Below are 20,104 nucleotides of genomic sequence, written 5' to 3' on the forward strand. Positions count from 1 at the left end.
CCTTCACCCCTTCAATTCATATGTAAAAATCACTTCATCTCCATCTTGCAATGATTCTGTAAAAAAGGCAGTTTGACCATTTTTTAAAAGCTGATATGACTTTATTTTCTTTAAATCAACGTCAAGATAGGTAAATATATCTGCTACTATTATTGAACTATCTTCAGGGGTTGTTGAATATATTTTATCACCATTTTTTATCTCATACTCTTTACTAACAATTACCCCATTTACTTCATAAAGCAACGAATCTTTTTCAAGAATAACCTCTTTACCATTCAAATTTATTTTTACCCTTTTTATTTCTCCCTGTGTTAAATCAGCAATTTTCAAAGGTTTTTTTTCTAATACAACCCTCAATTTCTCACCAGGATTAACTTGATTTTTATCTGAAAGTTCTAAATCACCCTTGTATATTTTCACAACTCCTTGCTTTCTTTCAAAATATACATCATTAAAGAAAAACTCTACATTTGCAAGATTTTTTTCCAAATTTTCCCTTATGGTTCCAACAAACACTGGATCATAATTTATAATATCCCCATCATTCAATTCAACATTTTCATTTACAACCTTGCCGTTTAAATTCACTGGTGGATAGTAATACTCAATTTTACCTCCAAAATCTAGCTCAATTGGCGGTACAACATCATACAACCTATATTTTTTTTCAAAATTTTGAGAAGGTTTCCCAACAAAAATTCTATCACCGTGTTTTACTTTATCCCTTAGACTTGCTTTTTTACCATTTATAAATATCGGTGCTGGTTTTGGAAGCTCCCCTTTTAATATTTTCATTTTCCCATTTACTTCAAGCACAATTGACTCTGATGGTTTCCCAATTAGCTCTGAAAGAGAATACCCACATTGTAATAAAACGTCACTTAACGTATGGCCACCAGAAAATCCAACAAGTTGAATTGGCTCATCATTTACAAAAACTTGTTCAAAAATCGTTCCGCTTCTGGTAAGAGCGGTATATGCAATACCGATGGGTGTAACAAATTCACTTCCCTCAATTATTCCTGTGTTATCAATAATATTTAAATTCTTTGCATTTTTTAAAGATATATTATCGAGATCTATTCCCAATTTTTCTGACAAAGATTCTACAAAACCCGGTACCTTTGCGCCACCTCCAACTACCATTACAACTTGAGGAGCTTGACCATTTAACCTTAAAATCTCTTCTGCAACTTTATCCGTAATATTTTGAACTACCGGAGAAACTAATTTTTTTAGTTCATCTCTTGTTATTTCCTTTTCTTTATCTAAAATATTTCTATATAATTTCTTATCGTCATCACTACTACTTGAAAGCCACCTTTTTAATTCTTCTGCTGTTGAAAAATCAACAAGCAAAGTCTTCGTTATTGTCTCTGTAATTTCATCACCTGCAAGAGGAACCATACCATATGCGACAATAGTTCCCTCTTTGGATATTGCAATATCACTAGTTCCTGCTCCAACATCAACAAGCGCAATGTTTAAAATCCTTAAATCTTCAGGAACTGTAACATTTATAGCAGCAATAGGTTCCAATGTCATGTGAGTCATTACAAGATCTACTTTTCTTAAAACTGAAATCATTGCATCAACAACTTGAATCGGCAAAAATGCTGTTACTACCTGTAAACTCGCCTTTTTTCCACGTAAGCCTCTTATGTTTTTAAGCCAATTCCCATCCAATTCATACCTTATAACAGAATATCCTACACAGTACATATTTTCCGACTGGATATTTTGAACTGCTTTATCTACCGCAGACAATTCCAACCTTGTTACAATTTCATCACTTATCTCGTTAACTTGAGATATATCCTCTTCATACTCTCCTATAGCAGTTTGAAGAAATCTTCCAGCAAGTGCTACTGCTACTTTTTCTAATTTTATATCATTTCTTTTCTCAAGCTCTTCTTTTACTTTTTTTACAACTCTTGCAACTTTATCTACATCATGAATTTGACCATCAAGCATAGCTCTATGTTCATGCTCTTTTATAACTACATCATGAATTACTATTTTTTCATCTTCCAGTGTTGATAAAATTCCAGCAATTTTTCTCGTTCCTACATCCAAAGCAAAAATCAAGGTTACTACACCTCCACAACTGTTACACCTACTCCACCTTCACTCGGCCTACCAAAGCGATAACTTTTCACCCTTTTATCATTTCTAAGGAAATTCCAAATATTTGACGCAAGACTTCCAGTTCCTTTCCCATGGATAATATATCCACTTGAAAAGTCTGATAAGACGAGATCGTCTATAAATTTATCAACTACATCTAATGCTTCTTCAACTGTCATTCCACGCAAATCAATTTCATTACTTTTCAAAGGACTAAATGATACTAAATGAACTGATTCACTAACATCATGAGTTTGTTTATCAACTTGAACATCTACCTGTACAAGTTTATTCTTTTTAACTTCTATCTTTAACCCATTGAAATCAACCAAGAATTTATTTTCGCCTCTTTTCTCTATAACTTTTCCAACCGTTGTTCCATCTTTTAATCTTACATACTTTCCAACATCAATTTCCCCTTCAACTTCAGGATATTTCATCGTTTCAATTCTGCTATCAATTTCTTGTATAGTATTTTCTTTCTCTTCTATATTTTTAAGTCTCTTCTTTATTAAACTTTCATTTTTAGTTTTAGCAGAAAACAGTGCGTTTTGAAGTTCTTTTTTTGCATTTCTAAATTCTTTATACATTTCTCTAAGTTCATTATCTAATTCTTCTATTTTTTTCATCTTTAAAACATTGTATTTTCTCTCATATTCTTTCCTCAACCGTTCATATTCACCTAATGTCTTTTCAAGTTCTAATTTTTTACTCTCAAGTTCACTTACTTTTGAATTCAATCCTTTGATTAAGTTTTCAATTTTTAAATGATCTTTTGAAATATGCTGCTTTGCTTTCGCAACAATTTCTTTTGGAAGCCCCAATCTTTCAGATATTTCAAATGCATGAGATGCCCCTGGAGTGTTTAATAATAGTCTATAAGTTGGTCTTAATGTCTCAAGATCAAATTCCATCGATGCGGTAATAATATCATCTCTTTCCATAGCAAAAAGTTTAACATTGGTAAGGTGAGTTGTAATAACAAACTTTATATTTTTTTCAATCAGATATTCTATTATTGAAATAGCAAGCGCACTACCTTCAAATGGATCAGTTCCAGAACCAAGCTCATCTATAATCACCAAAGAATTTTCATCAGCATTTTTTATTGCATCAATAATTCTAACCATATGTGATGAAAAAGTACTTAAATTTTCAACTACGTCCTGAGAATCACCAATATCCAAATACAATTGAAAATCAGGAATTCTTGTTCCGTGATCTGCCAAAATGGGCATTGCATGTTGTGCCATAAAGATAAATAGAGCTATGGTTTTTAATGTAACTGTTTTTCCACCAGTATTTGGCCCAGTAATTATTAACCCCTTTTTATCCACTGGTAAATCAATTGAAATAGGAACAACAATATCCTTTGGAATTAAAGGATGTCTTGCATTAACAAGTTTTAAATATTTCCCCTCGGGTTTTACAACAATAGCTTTATTTTCATATGCATATTTAGCTCTTGCGTACAATGAATCAAAAAAACCCACAATTTCAATATCATTCATTAAGTTACCGTATCTATCATGAATTTTGCTTGTTATTCCCCTTAAAATCTTGTCTATTTCAATTTTTTCCTCACTAAGTAAAATTTCATATTTATCATTAAGGGCAATAAACTCTTTTGGTTCAAAAAATAAAGTTGCACCTGTATTAGAAGTTCCATGTACAATACCTTCTAAATTACCACGAGCACCGGATCTTATTAAAAATACATATCTACCATTTCTTCTTGTATACAATTGCTCTTGCAAATACTTACTATTTTTTGAAATAAACTTTTCAATTCTTTGCTTTATTTCTAATTGATGCCTTTTTATTTCCTTTCTAATCACAGATAAATTTTTTGAAGCATTATCTTTTATATTCCCATCAGAATCAAATATTCTATCAATTTCCTCAATAATTGAAGAATAATTTCCCAATTTGGAAAGATAATAGGAAAGCTTATACCTTGAACTAGGTACTACTTTTTTTGCATCCTCAACAAATACCAAAAAATCTTTTATTTTAAAAATCTCTTCTGGCAGTAAAACTGAATAATTTTTCGTTTTTTCAAGTATTGGCCTTATATCATCAAGCCTATGAAATACAGGTAACCCAAGGGTTACCTGTATTTCATATATTTCATTTAAGTATTCATACTCATCATCTTTGGGCTCATTTTCAACCAATCTTTTCAAATATTCTTGGCCGTATGGAGAAAAAGTATACTTCAAAAAATCTTGAAAAACTCTGTCAAAATCAATATATTGTTTCATTGCACTCTCCTTTAAAATGCTATATTTAAAGCAACGTCAAAATCAATAGAATTCATAGGTTCTATATCACTAACAACTTCTTTTCCAGTTTCAGTTTTTGCCCCCATGAAAAATTGAATGTTATAATAGACTCTTCCACTAAATGTAACATCTTTACTAAAAATAAAATCTGCTCGTAACCCCGGTTTTAGAGTAAATGAGTTCACAATTATTTTGTTATAATGTGAAAAACTTACGCTTCCAAAATCAGATAAATTGCTGCTTGAACCAGCTTCTTTTTGAAAAATTTCCTTTTTATAAAAAACTTCACCTTGAAATCCTAATTGAAGTTTTTCACCTTCATTAAATAACGTTACTCCAAAAACTTTTACTGCAAAATCAAACGAAGCTCCTCTGACTATGTATTCCTTATCAAAATCCAAATTTGAATATATTCCAAAACCATATGAGACAGGTGAATTATGCTGAGGATCAATATTTTTTTGGTATCCATAATATAAAATCAGATTATCAATAAACTCAGGCTTTGGCAAAATATCATTTTTTAAATCTACAGGATTATTTATTCTAATTCCAAATGTTCTTTCCTGATACCTTGTAAATGAAAAAGAAACAAGTGAAATTACAATTAATGCTATTATCATTATTTTTTTCATTATCTCACCTCCGAAAATAATTATATCACAACTTACGTCAATATTATATACAAAAGAGCACTAACTCCAGCTGCAAATGGTACCGTAACAAACCAGGAAATAATTATGTTCTTTAAAATTCCAACATTCACAACTTCTATTCCTCTTGCAAAACCTACACCTGATACTGCACCTACCACTGTATGTGTCGTTGAAATAGGCATTCCCATAGTAGAAGCTATAAGAACTGTGGTTGCAGTTGAAAAATCAATTGAAAAGCCTCTGGTGTTATTAAGTTCAGTAATATCTTGACCAACTGTTTTCATAACCCTGTAACCCAAAATTGCAACACCAAAAGATATACCAATACCACCCATAGCTAATATATATTTTGGTATTTCAATAGCACCTTTTACACTACCCGATGTGATTATAATGTACATTAATGCAAGTGGACCTACTGCATTTGCTACATCATTTGCTCCATGAGAAAAACTGACATAGCATGAAGTTACAACCTGTGCTTTCTTGAAAATTTTCTCAACTATATCATATTCATTATCTCCAACTTTTGCCCTTTTTAAATACAAAAAGGAGATAAGAAAAACTATAAACCCAATTACAATTCCCGCGTAGTTTCCTAATAATATATCCTTTTTCATTGTTTTTACAACAAAAAGCACTGCAATTGTATAAAATGCAACACCTAACAAAATTGGAGCAACATATTTTGCAGCTTTAGCTGGATGTTTTCTATGTAAGATTGAAAAGGAAATAAATTTAAAGATCACATAAGCCATTGCTCCACCAATAAGTGGTGAAGTAATCCAGGTAATAACTATTTTTAATAAAGTCATCCAATTTACTATTTGAAGCCCACCAGCTGCAAGTCCAAAACCAACCATTCCACCAACTATTGAATGAGTTGTTGAAACTGGCATTCCCCAAAAAGTAGCAAGTAATATCCAAATAATTGAAGCAATTAATGCTGAAAAAGCACCAACCAATATATTATTTGGATCAGATATCATATTTAAATCAACTATACCTTTTGCAATTGTCTTGGTAACGTGTGCTCCAAAAAGAACTGCACCTAAAAATTCTAAAATAGAAGCTATTAAAACTGCTTGTTTAGGCGTTATTGCTTTTGCACCAACAGCTGTTGCCATACTATTTGCAACATCATTTGCACCTATGGAAAACGCCATACCAAAACCCACCAAAAATGCTCCTACTATCAGTAGCACTTTATCGCCTCCTTATCTAATAATCATTCTAATTCTTTCAACAACATTTTCAGCCCTATCTGCTATTTTCATCATTAAAACTACAATACTGTTTAAAAACAAAATATCAACAGGATTCATTTTATTTTTATATGAATATAGCGTTTTTCCAATTTCTATTCCCAATGAATCTGTTTTTGACTCATCCTTTTCTACATCAAAAGTTAAATTATCTTCTTTATTAATCTCATTTGGAGAAAAGTCAGATTCTACAACAGTTCTAAGTTCATCTACAGAAACTTTCATAAATTTTATAACATCTGCAACATAGTCTCCCATAAGTTTTATTTTTTCAATTACTTCTTCAGGGCATTCATCAACTTTATTCATAGTAAGGATCTTTACAAAATCGTCAACGGCATCTATGATCGAATCTTGGTTATGTATAATCTCAAGTGCATCTATTCTATCAAAGTAGCTCCATCTAAGTTTTGTATAGATCTCTCTCAATCTCGTTTTAATCTCATCAGCACTAGACTCAAATTTATCAATCTCTTTAGAGTATTGCATTATATCTTTTCCATTAAAGTAATCATCTAAAATCTGCGGTACAATAGTACCTGCTTTCATACAATACTCTGCATGTTCACTGAGTAATTTCGTTGGTGATACTTCCGGAAATAACCTATCAATAAACCTTTTCATCTTATCCCTCCTTTTAAAGTTTATTAAATTCTTTCACTAGTTGAAATTTTTGTTATAAAGAAACTTCCCAACAAAAGTGGAATATAAAATGTAACAACCCGATACACCGTAATTATTCTTATGGAAACATCCGGGCCCAAAATTTGAGAAAATACTATCTGATAAGTTCCTTCAACTCCTCCGCTTGAACCTGGTGTTGGAATGTAATAAGCAACAGAATTTAAGAGCGAAATTATACCTAATAAGTATAAGTATTCTATAGCTGAAAATTTATCAACAAAAATATAGAAAATATATGTATAAAGCAAAATTGTAACAAAGTACAGTATTATATCCAAAATTAAAATCCATGGATTTTTAACCCACAAAATTTTTATACTTTCATGTAATGAATCAATCCATTCTATTATTTTTTCTCTCTCTAGCTTTTCTCTAGAAAATTTTCCAAAAAAAGATAATATTTTTTCTAAAAATTTCTTGTTTATAAATCCAATTAAAATTAAAAGAGAAATTGAAAAACTAACTATAAAGCCCGTTAAAATTAACGACAACCCAAAACTTTTAGGATAAGCAGATAAAATAGGTCTAATAGATAAAATATCAATAATTAAAACTACAAAAGACATCTCTAACGTTCTTGAAATTACAATATTTGTTGCATCCTCTGTTTTTACTCCCACTTTTGAAAGATGATATATCTGGTAAGGTTGGCCGCCTATAGACATTGGAGTGATATAAGAAATGAATTTACCGAAAAATATATTTTTGAAGGTCTCTTTAAAAGGAAGGTTATATTTAAAAAATTTTAATAGCATTGAAAGTCTCAAAGTATCTATCAAATAAATTATTACAAGTACAAATAAGCTAATTAAGAATTCTATAGTAAGTAAATCTCTTAAAAATGAAACTTGCGTTGAATAAAAAAATTGAAACAGAATAATCATCGAAAAACTAATTATCAATGAAATAAAAACCTTTCTAAAAATTGACTTTTTGCTTCTATTAGCCTCCGACAATTTTATCAACTCCCATTAGATGCAAATCTTCTACTGTAGTTATTTTTATATTCTTTTTATTACCTTCTGTTATAGAAACTTTATAACCTGAAGCAAGTACAACTGAACCATCATCAGTAAAATTATCCAATCTATTTGAAAATTTTGAAAATGAATCTTTTAAAACTCCATATTTAAATGTTTGCGGTGTTTGGATTATAAATATACTCTCTCTCTTTGGAACAGATAAAATAAAATCACTTTCAACTACCGCTATAGTATTTTCGGAAGGAATTGCTGTAACTGTTGCTCCAAACTTTTTTGCATTTTCAATGTTTTTTTCAATTATATCTTTATTTACAAATGGCCTTGCCCCATCATGAATCAAAACAATATCATTTAAATCAATCTTATTTTCTAAAAATTTTATAGCATTAAAAGTAGAATATTCTCTAGTTTTTCCACCTTCAATAATGTATATTTTTTTTTCAAAGTTTTTTAAAACTTCTACGCTTTTATTGATATAATCCCTATTTGACACTACTACTAAAAAATCAAAGCAATCTAATAAAAACTTTTCAACTGTATGTTCCATCAATGTCCTACCATTGAACTTCAAAAATTGTTTTGGAAAAGCTTTAGAAAATCTTGTTCCTTTTCCACCAAATAGAATTACACCAACTATCACATTTATCACCTTTTTTTAGAGTTTTCAATACCATAAAGTTTTATCTTGTGAGAAAGGGTTTTATAATTTATTTTAAGCATTTTAGCCGCTTTAAATCTAGAATCAGATTTTTTTAATGCAAGCATTATATATCTCTTTTCAACGTGCTTTACAAGCTTACTAGTAAAATTTACAAGATCTATACCTTCAAAATTACTGGTTTTAAATTTAGGTATATCAATTCTTCCAGTTGCTGCATAATTACTAGCAACCTTAACCAATTCTTTTGTATTACCAGGCCAGTTATACTCTTTTAACAGTTCATATTCATTGTTATCTGGTATCTTTTTATCCAAGTTCTTATGTTTTAGGTACAAAGACGAAAGAACAATATCAAAGATATATGGAATATCTTCTTTTCTATCCCTTAAGGGGGGAATTTTAACACCTTTTTTCTTAGAAAATTTTACTTTTGTATGAGGTAATCTACTTCCAAAAAATGTTCTGTATTCATTTACATACATTCCATCTTCATATAATAACACTAATTCATTCTTTTCTTTAAAATCTAATATAACTTTTTGCAAAAATTCTCTTATTATAGGCCCTTGGAGTTCTGGGAAAGAGTACAACATATCATACTCTTCTTTTAGCCTTCTATATTCTTCCTTTATTTCAAAAAACTTAACAGCTAGCTCCAATTCCCTTAAGGAATATACCAAAATTTTTCCCGGAACAGTTTTTTCTTCCGTTAAATAAACTATATCCCAGTAATCTTCTCTAATTTTTTCTTCTAAATTTGAATTATAAATGTCAAAAACAACTTCTCTATGTTCATATAAAAATTCCCTCAGGTTCTCCAAAAGAACCTGAGGGATTAAAAGCTTAATCAAAGACTCACCCCTTATTGTATATTATTATGATTCCCTCAGGTTTCCCCCACCTTTCTATTGTATTTTAACATATTCCAAATAAATATTAAATACCATAAAATTACTTGCTAATTGCTGCAGCAATAGCTATTGAATTTCTTTTTGATTCGCTTGTATCGGCTCTTGAAACGATAATTATAGGAACTTTTGCTCCCATAATTATTCCAGCAATCTTACCATTTGCAAGGTACACTGCAGACTTTCCAAGGAAGTTTCCGCTATGAATATCTGGAACAACTAAGATATCTGCTTTTCCAGCAACCGGACCTGTAACCTTCTTTACTTTCGCAGCAAACTCACTCAATGCGTTATCTAAACCAAGCGGTCCATCAATTTTACATCCTTTTATCTGTCCCCTATCAGCCATCTTTGTTAATATTGCAGCTTCCATTGTCTCAGGCATATCTGGATTCACTACTTCAACTGCTGCTATTAAACCTACTTTTGGTTCCTCATATCCTAAACTATGTGCAAGAGAAACTGCATTTTTTATAATTTGTACTTTTTGCTCCAATGTTGGTTTAATAACCATTCCACCATCTGTTACAAAAATTATCCTATCCATTCCAGGGGTTTCTAAAAGTGCAACGTGAGAAAGTAATCCTTCACCACGAAGTCCCCATTCCTTATTCAAGGCAGCTTTCAATAGTGTAGCAGTTTTTACCAATCCTTTCATTAATACATTTGCTTGACCTGAAGATACCAACTTAACAGCCTTTTCTGAAGCTTCTGCTTCACTTTCAGCATTCACAATTGGAAGTTCCATTTCTAATTCCTCAAGATTTTTTCTAACAATTTCCTCTTTTCCAACCAATATAGCTTTTATGCCTAGATCCAAAACATCTTTAATCGCTTTCAATGACTCAACATCTTCAGCTCCAGCTAATGCAATAACAGCCTCTTTGGTCTTTGCTTTTTCTATTACCTCATCAAAACTTCTTAACATCCACTCACCTCCCAATGTATTTTATAATCGAACACATAAATGCCATACTTAAAATTGCATCAAATACTACTTGATAGTCTTCATGAACTAACTTCACACTTCTTCCATCAATTCTTTCAACAAGCGGTAACATCTCAACCAAATCCGCTCTTGCAGTGTCAGTAAATTCAACAACTAACTCAATTGGTGTGTCAAATTTATAGACCTTGAATTTTTCTCTTGGAACTCGTAACATCCTCCTAGTTGTTTCTTCTATTTCTTTTAAAACTTTCTTCATAGATTTATGCTTTGCTGAAAATCTTCCTAAAGATTCTTTAGTTTCGACAAAAAAAACATCATCAAAAACTTGACCTTTTAATTTATCATCACCAACTATCATTGCAACTGGAACATTGTAAAGTCCAGCATAAGCTGCGTTAATGAGAGCTTCATTCATTTTTTGACCATTTATCCATATGTTATATACAGATGATGAAGAATAAGAATGATCCATAACCGCATATCTTGTTCCAACACCAGCATGATATCCAAAAAATACTACTCTATCAAATGATTCATCAAGTTCACTCATCATATAATTTTTCCTTAGTCCGCCTGAAATTAATTCTACATTTTCAAATTCTTTTGTAATTTCCCACAATACATTATCTCCCATAGCATGTGAATCAACTAATAAAACATAGTTTCCATCAGTTGCCCTTAAAAAAGCCTTTAATTGTTCCATCAAATAATTTTGTTTGAATTTAACGCCGTATTCAACATCGGACCATTGAGTAACACCACCCAATCCCTCAAAATCAATAGAAACATATATTTTCATACTCCCCCTCCTTTATGTTACAAAAATATTTTAACTCAAATTCTTATAAAACCTAAGCTTTGCATTTCTTTGCAAAATCAAGAATTTTAAAAACTGCCTTAAATACTTTATTCTCATCATATTTAATCTAAAAATATAGAAAACTTGAATACCTGTTTCAAATTATTGGGAAATTATTTAGAACATTGACACATTTATTCCTTGAAATTTTACATACACCTGTGAGATAATATTTGATGCCCCACCAGAAAAAATATTTTCCTGAGGTGTGTCCTATGAAAGATAATATACTTTCAGCACTAAAAGAAAAAATCAGCCGCCAAAACTGGGAAAGTTGGTTTTTAGATTTTAACGTTAAAAAAATTGAAGATAAACATGTTGTTTTTGAAGTCGGCAATATATTTATAAAAGACCGACTTGAGCAAAAATTCAGCAAAATTATTTCAAAAGTAGTTAAAGAAGTTCTTGGAAAAGATGCTACTTTCGAAATAGTTTATAAAGAAATTGATATTACCCAAAAAAATGAAGAAAAAGGTCCTTTAGTTAGAAAAAGACCTTTACTTATAACCCCACTAAATCCGAAATATACATTCGAAAATTTTGTAGTGGGAAACTTTAATAGATTTGCATATAACGTTTTTCTTGAAGCTAGTAAAAAACCTGGTTACTACAATCCTATATTTTTGTACAGTGGTGTGGGGCTTGGAAAAACACATCTTGCTCAAGCACTTGGAAATTATCTTTTGGAAAACGACCCAGATCTTAAAGTTGCATACCTTACCAGTGAAGATTTTATGAATGAAATGTTCTACGCAATTAAAAATGGAACAACAGAAGAATTTAGAGAAAAATACAGAAAAAAAGCTGACATATTGATAATTGACGACATTCAATTCTTGATCGGTATAAAATCAGCACAAGTTGAACTTTTCCATACATTTAATGCAATACATGAGGCCGGAAAACAAATTATTATATGTTCAGATAGAACTCCTCAAGAATTAAAAGATTTTCATTCAAGAATGATTTCAAGATTTCAAATGGGATTGTTAGTTAAAATTGAAAATCCTACTAAAGAAGACTTATTTAAAATTGGGAAAAAAATTAGTAAGCTTAAAGGTGTGGAAATAAACGATGAAATTATAGATTACATTAGCTCCATTTATGACAATCCAAGATTAATTCATGGTGCAATTTTAAAATTAATTGCTTACAAAAATCTATATGGTTCTTTAAATCTATCTATAGCACAAAGTATTTTAACAAACCCATCCAAACCGCCAAAAGCTTTAGAAGAAAAACTTATTGAAATTTTAAGTGATATTTTTGAATGTTCACCTGAAGAAATTCTTTCAAGCAAAAGAACAAAAAATATTTCGTATGCTAGAAAAGTTGGGATGTACTATGCAGCAAAAAAATTAAACCTTTCGACACGTGACGTTGGAAAAGTTTTTAACAAGTCACACTCGTCAGTCGTACAAAATATAAATCAAGTAGAAAAGCTAATAAAAGAAGGAAATATCATAATAAAAAATTATCTAAAACAGATAGATAAAGCAACAAAAAACTTTGCACAAGGTGAAAGTATATGATATAATCAAATTAGCCTATCAAATAGCAGGAGGTGACAAACGTGAAAGTAAGAGTTGACGAAGCAACATGCATCGGATGTGGCGTATGTGAAAACCTTTGTCCAGATGTCTTCAAAGTTGGAGACGATATGAAAGCAAAAGTTCTCCAAGCAGAAACAGATTTAGATTGTGCTAAAGATGCAGCTGACAGCTGTCCAACCTCTGCAATTACAGTAGAAGAATAATAAATTTTAAAGGCCGGGATTTCCCCGGCCTTTGATTTTATCCGGCAGTTAGTCCTCTATAAATTCCTTCCCTTTCATTTATAGTAAATAACCGCTAAATTTTTAATTTTATTGTAATTTTCTACATTTTTCATGATATAATTAAAATTGTAGATAGTTTTTTTTTATGTTAGAATAAAATGCCTGGTAGATAATGCTAAAAGATTAACCAACGGAGGTGCTGATTTAATGAAGCGGTTAACCATTTTTGTTTTTTTAGTACTAATCTTATCATTAACTTTTCCAATTAATCTTGAAAAATCTAAGGAATTATTCTTATACTATATCAACAATTTTGAAACATCGAAAGATGATGAATTTCTATCCAATACCAGAAATTCTATCAACACTTTTTTGCCAATTTATAGATATTACAAAATTGAACTTGTAGGAAGTGTTGAAAAAACAGATGTATCAAAAAAAATTGGTGACTATCTTAATGTAATATACAAACAAAACATATCGAATGATTATACTACACAACTTGCCAGAGCCGCATTTTTTTCTTACCTTGAAGCATCACTTGAAAGAAAAAAATTCGAAGCAAGCTTTATAAAATCTTCCCCCAATTTCAACAGTTTTTTTAACTCCTACCAATCAAAGGTTATTTTTGCTGCAAGAAATTATCTTTCTGATCTTTTAGCAAAACATCTTGGTGCTAAAATTAATTTGGCTGGTAATGCTGATATAGAAGATGCTCCTCAATATTCATTTGAATTTGAATACACTCCAAAATTTAAAGAACATGAGTTTACTGATGAAATAAAAATTATCCTTAAAGATGAAGAAATTAAAAAGAATTTTGTAAAATATTTGGAAATTATCTCTAAAAATCCACAAAGAATGGTACCTAACATTAATAGATATAGCGGACTATTACAAAGAAACGTTATTAAAAGTGTCTCAAACTTGAAAAATATCTTTTCAGACGAGTTTGAAAAGACTGCTCCAAAATCATACAATTTCTGGTGGCTAAGATGGGTTGTCTATATCGCTTTAATTCTGATTGCAATTAAGTCGAAAAAGTGGAATCTTGTAATATTTTTAATATCAATTGTTGAGATTTTGTATCTATTTATTGGCTTTGATATCTTATCTAACTCTGATGCTACAATATATGGATTAATTTCATTCTCTGCCTTATTTGCTTCATTAATAATATTTATTAAAAGCAAAAAATTTCTTGAGGTTTCATTGATTGCTTTATTATTAATATCATTCGTAATTCCAACATATTATACTAAAGATTTTCACATGAAAAACCTTAAAGAATTTGAAAATTCCCCATACTTTACTGAACTTATTAACGATGTTTTAAAAGATAAATATTCCAAATTTTCAAATATAGTAAGAGAATTAACTACAATTGCAAATTCAAGTATTATAGAAACTGAAGATATAATTAAAAGACTCTCAATAAACTTAAATAATTTTACCGAAAAAATCAAAGATCCTGAATATAAAAGTGTTAAAAATTTCGATGGTAGAGTCAATGATTTTAAAGCATTAACTACTGAGTTTTCTAATTATCAAATCGAAGAAAAAATTAGAGAAAAGCAATTCAAAAAAGCTGAAAATAATTTAGAAAAATTCACGAAAAAAGTTGCTGAAATTTCATCTGATGCATTTGAAAATGAATTCCTAAAAGAAATTCAAAACGATTTAAATTTTGAAGAAATAAGTCCAACAGTTAAAACAATAAATGAAATCATTAAAAATACTAGTGATCTTGAAAAAATACCAATTCAATTTTACAGAACCAAGTTTGGAATCTTAACATTTGTATTTTTATCACTTGGATTTTTCTTGACATCCCTAAAAAATAAAAGTTCAATTATTTGGAACATTGCTGCAACATTGTCATCTGTATTAATGTTAATTAATCCTATAAGTTTCTTTGTCCAATATGGTGTTCCTATGATTACATTTAATTATAGTATTGTAATACCAATTTTACTTGTCATATCTATAATAATTTTAATAAAGAGCTTTAAACCCTTAAAGGGTTAAAACATACACTTTTTAAAAGGGAGGGAAGTTCTATGAAAAAGTTACTTATTGTCTTTTTGTCGATATTATTTGTAGTAAGTGCATTTTCTTTCAAAGCTATCATGGTTACCGATACTGGTGGTCTTGGTGACAAATCTTTTAATGATGGAACTTGGGCCGGGGTTAAAAGAGCTGCAGCTGAACTTGGAATTGATGCTCAAGTAATTCAATCTTATGAACAAGCAGACTATGTTTCAAACCTTACAAAAGCTGCACAAGAAATTCAAAAAGAACCAGATGGTGGAATCGTATACGCAGTTGGATTTATGATGACAGACGCTTTATTTGAAGTTGCACAACAATTTCCTGATGTCTATTTTGCAGGTATAGATATTGCTCCATCCTCTGATAATGTTCCACCTAACGTAATTTGCTTCCTATTTAAAGAACAAGAATCTGCATTTCTTGTAGGTTACATTGCAGCTGCAACCACAAGAGCTAATAAAGTTGGATTTATTGGTGGAATCCCGATTCCTCCAGTTGAAAGATTTAGATACGGTTTTGAAACTGGTGTAAAAGTATTTAACGATCTTCATGGTACAAATGTCCAAATAATTAAAGGATATACTAACCAATTTAGTGATCCAAAAAAAGGTAAAGATCTTGCTCTTTCTCAATTTGCAGAAGGTGTAGATATAATATTCCACGCAAGTGGTGCTTGCGGAAATGGTGTTATTGAAGCAGCAAAGGAAAAAATGGTTTCATTAGTTGGAAAAGACGATTTGAAATCCATTTTAGAATACGCATTTGAAAAAGGTGGATACTTTGCAATGGGTGTAGATGTTGATCAAGATTATATGGCTCCTGGTGTTGTTCTTGCAAGTGCAATGAAGGGTGTAGACACCGCATCTTATCTTGGTGTAAAATGGGCATACGAAGGAAACTGGACACCTGGAATTCACAAACTTGGTCTTGCTGAAAATGGTGTAAGAATGAGCCCAATGAAGTATACAAAAGGACTTGTTGAAAATAGAACATTAGCAGAACTTGCATACCTTGTTACTTTGATTAAAAAAGGTATTCTTACCGTTCCAGAAACAGAGGAAGCTTTAAAATCCTTTAGAACACCAAATATTGTATTCCCATTCTAATCTATAAAAATTTTGGGGGCATCTGCCCCCATTGCTTTGTCATTTTACTAAGGTTAAAACCTTAGTTAAGTGACAAAGCGTTGAAAGGAGGAGTTAAATTGTGTATGCCGTAGAAATGGTAAATATTGTTAAAAAATTTCCAGGAGTTTTAGCAAATGATCATGTTACTATAAGAATTAAAAAAGGTGAAATTCACGCAATAGTTGGAGAAAACGGTGCTGGTAAATCAACCTTGATGAATCAATTATATGGATTGTACCATCCTGATGAGGGAGATATTTTGATCAATGGCCAAAAAGTAACAATTAAAGGGCCAAAAGACGCTATTAAAAATGGAATAGGAATGGTTCATCAACATTTTATGTTAGTTGATACATTAACTGTTGCTGAAAATATTGTACTTGGTAGTGAGCCTGTAAAAGGTTTAAATTTTGATATTAAAGAAGCCAGAAAACAAGTTAAAGAATTATCTGAAAAATATGGATTATTTGTAGATGTTGATGCAAAAATTGAAGATATTCCAGTTGGTATGCAACAAAGAGTCGAAATCCTTAAGACTCTCTATAGAGGTGCAAATATAATTATTTTGGATGAACCTACTGCTGTATTAACTCCTCAAGAAGTTGAAGAATTGTTTGAGATAATGAGAAAACTTAAATCAGATGAAAAAACTATTCTCTTCATTTCACATAAATTGCATGAAGTTATGGAAATAAGCGATAGAATAACTGTTATGAGACTTGGAAAAGTTACCGGTGAGCTTGAAACATCAAAAACTAATCCTAAGGAAATAGCAAGACATATGGTTGGAAGAGATGTTGTTTTAAGAGTTGAAAAAGCTCCACATAAGTCTAAAGAAAAAGTTTTTGAGATTAAAGATCTTGTTGTTAAAGATAACAGAGGTCTAGTAGCGGTCAATAAAGTTTCTTTTGATATAAGAAAAGGTGAAATTGTTGGTATTGCAGGTGTTGCTGGCAATGGTCAAACTGAACTTGTAGAAGCAATAACTGGATTAAGAAAAATTGAAGATGGAAAAATATACTTTGAGGGTAAAGATGTAACACACTTTACACCAAAGCAACTTAGAGAACTAGGACTTGCTCATATTCCTGAAGATCGCTTAAAACATGGTCTCATAGAAGAATTTGAAGCTTACTATAATGTTATTCTTGGACAACACTATAAACCTCCATTTTCCAATGGAACTTTTTTAAATCATAAAGAAATATTTGAATATACAAAAAATATAATGGAAGAATTTGATGTAAGGCCTAGAAGAATTCAACATCTTGGAGGAAATTTCTCAGGTGGTAATCAACAAAAACTAGTAGTTGGAAGAGAAATTAGAATGAACCCAAAATTTCTAGTAGTTGCCCAACCTACTCGTGGTTTGGATGTTGGGGCAATTGAATTTATACATAAACAAATATTAAAAATGAGAGAAATGGATGTTGGAATTCTTTTAATTTCTATGGAACTTGAAGAAATATTCTCATTAAGTGACAGAATTATTGTAATGTATGAAGGAGAAATTATGGGTGAAGTAAAACCAGAAGAAACTACCGTTGAAGAAGTAGGATTGATGATGACTGGTCAAAGACTTGTAGAGGCACGGAGGGGATAAGATGAATAAAAGATTCTCTGCAATACTCATACCTATTATTTCTGTACTAATAGCACTTGCTATTTCAACAGTTATTATATTATTGATTGGTAAAAATCCACTCACTGCTTATTCAGCATTAATTAGAGGCTCTTTCGGTTCAAAACAAGCAATCGCTGATACAATAATAAAAACAACTCCATTAATATTAACTGGTCTCGCTGTTGGCTTTGGATTTAGAGCTGGGGTCTTTAATATCGGTGCAGAAGGTCAAATGGTAATGGGAGCATTGATTGCTGCAGCTTTTGCTGGAAACTTTGGATTTTTACCACCGATTATCGCTATTCCATTAACTATTTTAATAGCCATGGCAGTTGGTGCTGGCTATGCGGCAATTGCTGGATTTTTAAAGGCAAAGACCGGTGCTCATGAAGTTGTTACGACAATAATGCTCAATTGGATTGCAACTTACTTTGCATCTTACATGGTAACAGGTCCACTAAAGGTAGGGTCAGGTACACCAAAAAGTCCTGAAATTGCTAATTCTGCACAACTTCCAATATTGATGAAGGTAGGAGCCATTGAAGTTAGTGCAGGTATTATAATTGCAGTTGTTGCAGCAATTTTTATGTATATTTTACTAAATAAATCAACAACTGGATATGAAATCAAAGCAGTTGGTTTTAATCCTTATGCTGCTGAATATGGTGGAATCTCAGTATCTAAAAATATTATCCTTGCCATGGCAATTAGTGGTGCACTTGCTGGTCTTGCAGGCGCAACCGAATTAATGGGAGTTCATCACAGATTCTTAGGTGAGCTTTCTGGAGGAAAGGGTTTCGATGGTATAAGTATTGCATTAATTGGACAAAATAATCCAATTGGAATTATATTTGCTGCATTACTTATTGGAGCTCTTAGGACTGGAAGTAATGAAATGCAATTTGTTGGTGTTCCAAAACATATGGTTATGATAATTCAAGGTATTGTTATCTTTCTTGTCGCAGCCGATAGAATTGTTCGTACTATTATGATAAGAAAGAAGGTGACAAAATGAGAGTCTTAGAAGCAATTTTCCTTGTTTTTATAAACCCTCTTTTTTATAAAATTACATTAACAGCTGCTACTCCTTTAATCTTTGCATCCCTTGGCGGAGTATATAGTGAAATTACCGGTGTTGTAAATATTGCCCTAGAAGGTATTATGCTTATGAGTGCATTTACTTCTGTCGTGTTTACATATCTATCTGGGAATGTTTGGGTCGGAGTACTAATGGCTGTAATCTCTGGTCTTGCATTTTCGTGGATTCATGCATGGGGAAGTATTAAGTGGGCAGGTAACCAAGTTGTTTTAGGTACTGCTTTAATATTAATAGCTCAAGGTGTTACTGGTTTTTTGATGGAACCAATTTTCGGAAAACCTGGTCAAACCGACTTTGTTGGAAAAGTAGAAGAATTAAAAATTCCCGGATTATCTAATGTACCATTTTTTGGAAAAATATTTGGTGAATTAAGTCCCTTTGTTTATATGGCATTTGCAGCTGTTGCATTTTCCTGGTGGCTAATCTATAAGACTAAACTTGGACTTAGAATGAGGGCAGTTGGTGAAAATCCGGAAGCTGCTGATACGTTGGGAATAAATGTTTTTGGAATAAGATATTTTGGTGTACTAATGAGTGGAGTTTGGGCTGGCCTTGCAGGAGCTTACTTAAGTATTGGTGAAGTTGGTCATTTTAGAGAATTAATGACTGGTGGTAGAGGATTTATAGCACTTGCAGCAATGATTTTAGGTAAATACAATCCTGTAGGAGCAATGCTTGCTAGTATATTATTTGGCGCATCAAGTGCATTTGCAAACCAAATGCAAAGCAGCTCCCTAATTCACGTTTCTGCAACTGTTAAACCATTATTTGACATGATCCCATTCATCCTTACCATTATAGTTGTTGCAGGATTTGTTGGTAAATCTCGTGCACCAAAAGCTGATGGTATTCCATATGAAAAAGCTTCCTAATAAATAATGATAAAATTATCTATACAAAAATCCCTCTTCTTGATTTTAGTTATTTTTTCAAGAAGAGGGATTTTTTTAATTAATTACGTTATAAGCTTTGAAAAAAGCAATATTTTAATATATTTAAAAAGAGCTCATTTCTTATTAAATTGCATTTCAAAAAAGATATATCA

The 20,104-nt window shown here is 31.2% G+C and carries 17 protein-coding genes; 7 read left to right on the forward strand and 10 right to left on the reverse strand.

The genetic code is table 11. The features are described from left to right. Positions 1 to 3: 3 nt before the first annotated feature. The 10 genes from HNP65_RS08590 to HNP65_RS08635 all read right to left on the reverse strand — a co-directional run bounded on the left by HNP65_RS08590 (position 4) and on the right by HNP65_RS08635 (position 11,320). Positions 4 to 2,091: a cell division protein FtsA gene (locus tag HNP65_RS08590; RefSeq protein WP_184619853.1), complete on the reverse strand. Its 2,088-nt coding sequence runs from the start codon at positions 2,089 to 2,091 to the stop codon at positions 4 to 6. Positions 2,092 to 2,096: 5 nt separating this feature from the next. Beyond that, on the reverse strand, positions 2,097 to 4,394 hold the full coding sequence (locus tag HNP65_RS08595; RefSeq protein WP_184619854.1) for an endonuclease MutS2: 2,298 nt from the start codon (positions 4,392 to 4,394) through the stop codon (positions 2,097 to 2,099). A gap of 11 nt (positions 4,395 to 4,405) precedes the next feature. Continuing rightward, positions 4,406 to 5,050 (reverse strand): hypothetical protein, encoded by a 645-nt coding sequence (locus HNP65_RS08600; protein WP_184619855.1) that lies wholly within the window; start codon positions 5,048 to 5,050, stop codon positions 4,406 to 4,408. Between the two features lie 32 nt (positions 5,051 to 5,082). Then, the gene (locus tag HNP65_RS08605) at positions 5,083 to 6,276 is read right to left on the reverse strand and encodes an inorganic phosphate transporter (RefSeq protein WP_184619856.1); all 1,194 of its coding nucleotides are present in this window, start codon (positions 6,274 to 6,276) and stop codon (positions 5,083 to 5,085) included. A 12-nt stretch (positions 6,277 to 6,288) separates the two neighbouring features. After that, positions 6,289 to 6,960 carry a DUF47 domain-containing protein gene (locus tag HNP65_RS08610; RefSeq protein WP_114702355.1) on the reverse strand — a complete coding sequence of 224 codons (672 nt, stop codon included), beginning with the start codon at positions 6,958 to 6,960 and terminating at the stop codon, positions 6,289 to 6,291. Between the two features lie 23 nt (positions 6,961 to 6,983). Then, the gene (locus tag HNP65_RS08615) at positions 6,984 to 7,976 is read right to left on the reverse strand and encodes a lysylphosphatidylglycerol synthase transmembrane domain-containing protein (RefSeq protein ID WP_184619857.1); all 993 of its coding nucleotides are present in this window, start codon (positions 7,974 to 7,976) and stop codon (positions 6,984 to 6,986) included. Further along, positions 7,963 to 8,643: a 2-C-methyl-D-erythritol 4-phosphate cytidylyltransferase gene (ispD, locus tag HNP65_RS08620; protein WP_184619858.1), complete on the reverse strand. Its 681-nt coding sequence runs from the start codon at positions 8,641 to 8,643 to the stop codon at positions 7,963 to 7,965. Before ispD ends, HNP65_RS08615 begins: the two co-directional genes overlap by 14 nt. Positions 8,644 to 8,648: 5 nt before the next feature. Next, entirely contained in the window at positions 8,649 to 9,515 is an 867-nt protein-coding gene (locus HNP65_RS08625) for an AAA-type ATPase lid domain-containing protein (protein WP_184619859.1), read from the reverse strand. 100 nt (positions 9,516 to 9,615) lie between these two features. Then, complete coding sequence (locus HNP65_RS08630; protein WP_184619860.1) at positions 9,616 to 10,500, reverse strand: bifunctional enoyl-CoA hydratase/phosphate acetyltransferase; 885 nt, start codon at positions 10,498 to 10,500, stop codon at positions 9,616 to 9,618. 4 nt (positions 10,501 to 10,504) lie between these two features. Continuing rightward, entirely contained in the window at positions 10,505 to 11,320 is an 816-nt protein-coding gene (locus HNP65_RS08635; protein WP_184619861.1) for a M55 family metallopeptidase, read from the reverse strand. A 275-nt stretch (positions 11,321 to 11,595) separates the two neighbouring features. On the opposite strand from HNP65_RS08635, the gene dnaA reads away from it, so the two are divergent. The 7 genes from dnaA to HNP65_RS08670 all read left to right on the forward strand — a co-directional run bounded on the left by dnaA (position 11,596) and on the right by HNP65_RS08670 (position 19,931). After that, on the forward strand, positions 11,596 to 12,912 hold the full coding sequence (dnaA, locus tag HNP65_RS08640; RefSeq protein ID WP_184619862.1) for a chromosomal replication initiator protein DnaA: 1,317 nt from the start codon (positions 11,596 to 11,598) through the stop codon (positions 12,910 to 12,912). A 41-nt stretch (positions 12,913 to 12,953) separates the two neighbouring features. Further along, positions 12,954 to 13,136, forward strand: a complete 183-nt coding sequence (locus tag HNP65_RS08645) for a ferredoxin (protein ID WP_126992994.1) — start codon at positions 12,954 to 12,956, stop codon at positions 13,134 to 13,136. A gap of 228 nt (positions 13,137 to 13,364) precedes the next feature. Beyond that, complete coding sequence (locus HNP65_RS08650; RefSeq protein ID WP_184619863.1) at positions 13,365 to 15,185, forward strand: hypothetical protein; 1,821 nt, start codon at positions 13,365 to 13,367, stop codon at positions 15,183 to 15,185. Between the two features lie 32 nt (positions 15,186 to 15,217). After that, the gene (locus tag HNP65_RS08655; RefSeq protein ID WP_184619864.1) at positions 15,218 to 16,315 is read left to right on the forward strand and encodes a BMP family lipoprotein; all 1,098 of its coding nucleotides are present in this window, start codon (positions 15,218 to 15,220) and stop codon (positions 16,313 to 16,315) included. A gap of 115 nt (positions 16,316 to 16,430) precedes the next feature. Continuing rightward, positions 16,431 to 17,939, forward strand: coding sequence for an ABC transporter ATP-binding protein (locus HNP65_RS08660; RefSeq protein WP_221236905.1), 1,509 nt, complete (start codon positions 16,431 to 16,433; stop codon positions 17,937 to 17,939). Between the two features lies 1 nt (position 17,940). Further along, a complete protein-coding gene (locus HNP65_RS08665; RefSeq protein ID WP_126992990.1) occupies positions 17,941 to 18,975 on the forward strand; it encodes an ABC transporter permease in 1,035 nt (344 codons plus the stop codon). Beyond that, a complete protein-coding gene (locus HNP65_RS08670) occupies positions 18,972 to 19,931 on the forward strand; it encodes an ABC transporter permease (RefSeq protein WP_184619865.1) in 960 nt (319 codons plus the stop codon). The genes HNP65_RS08665 and HNP65_RS08670 overlap by 4 nt, the downstream gene beginning before the upstream one ends. Positions 19,932 to 20,104: the final 173 nt, after the last annotated feature.

The sequence above is a fragment of the Thermosipho japonicus genome (assembly GCF_014201655.1).
GTDB lineage: Bacteria > Thermotogota > Thermotogae > Thermotogales > Fervidobacteriaceae > Thermosipho > Thermosipho japonicus.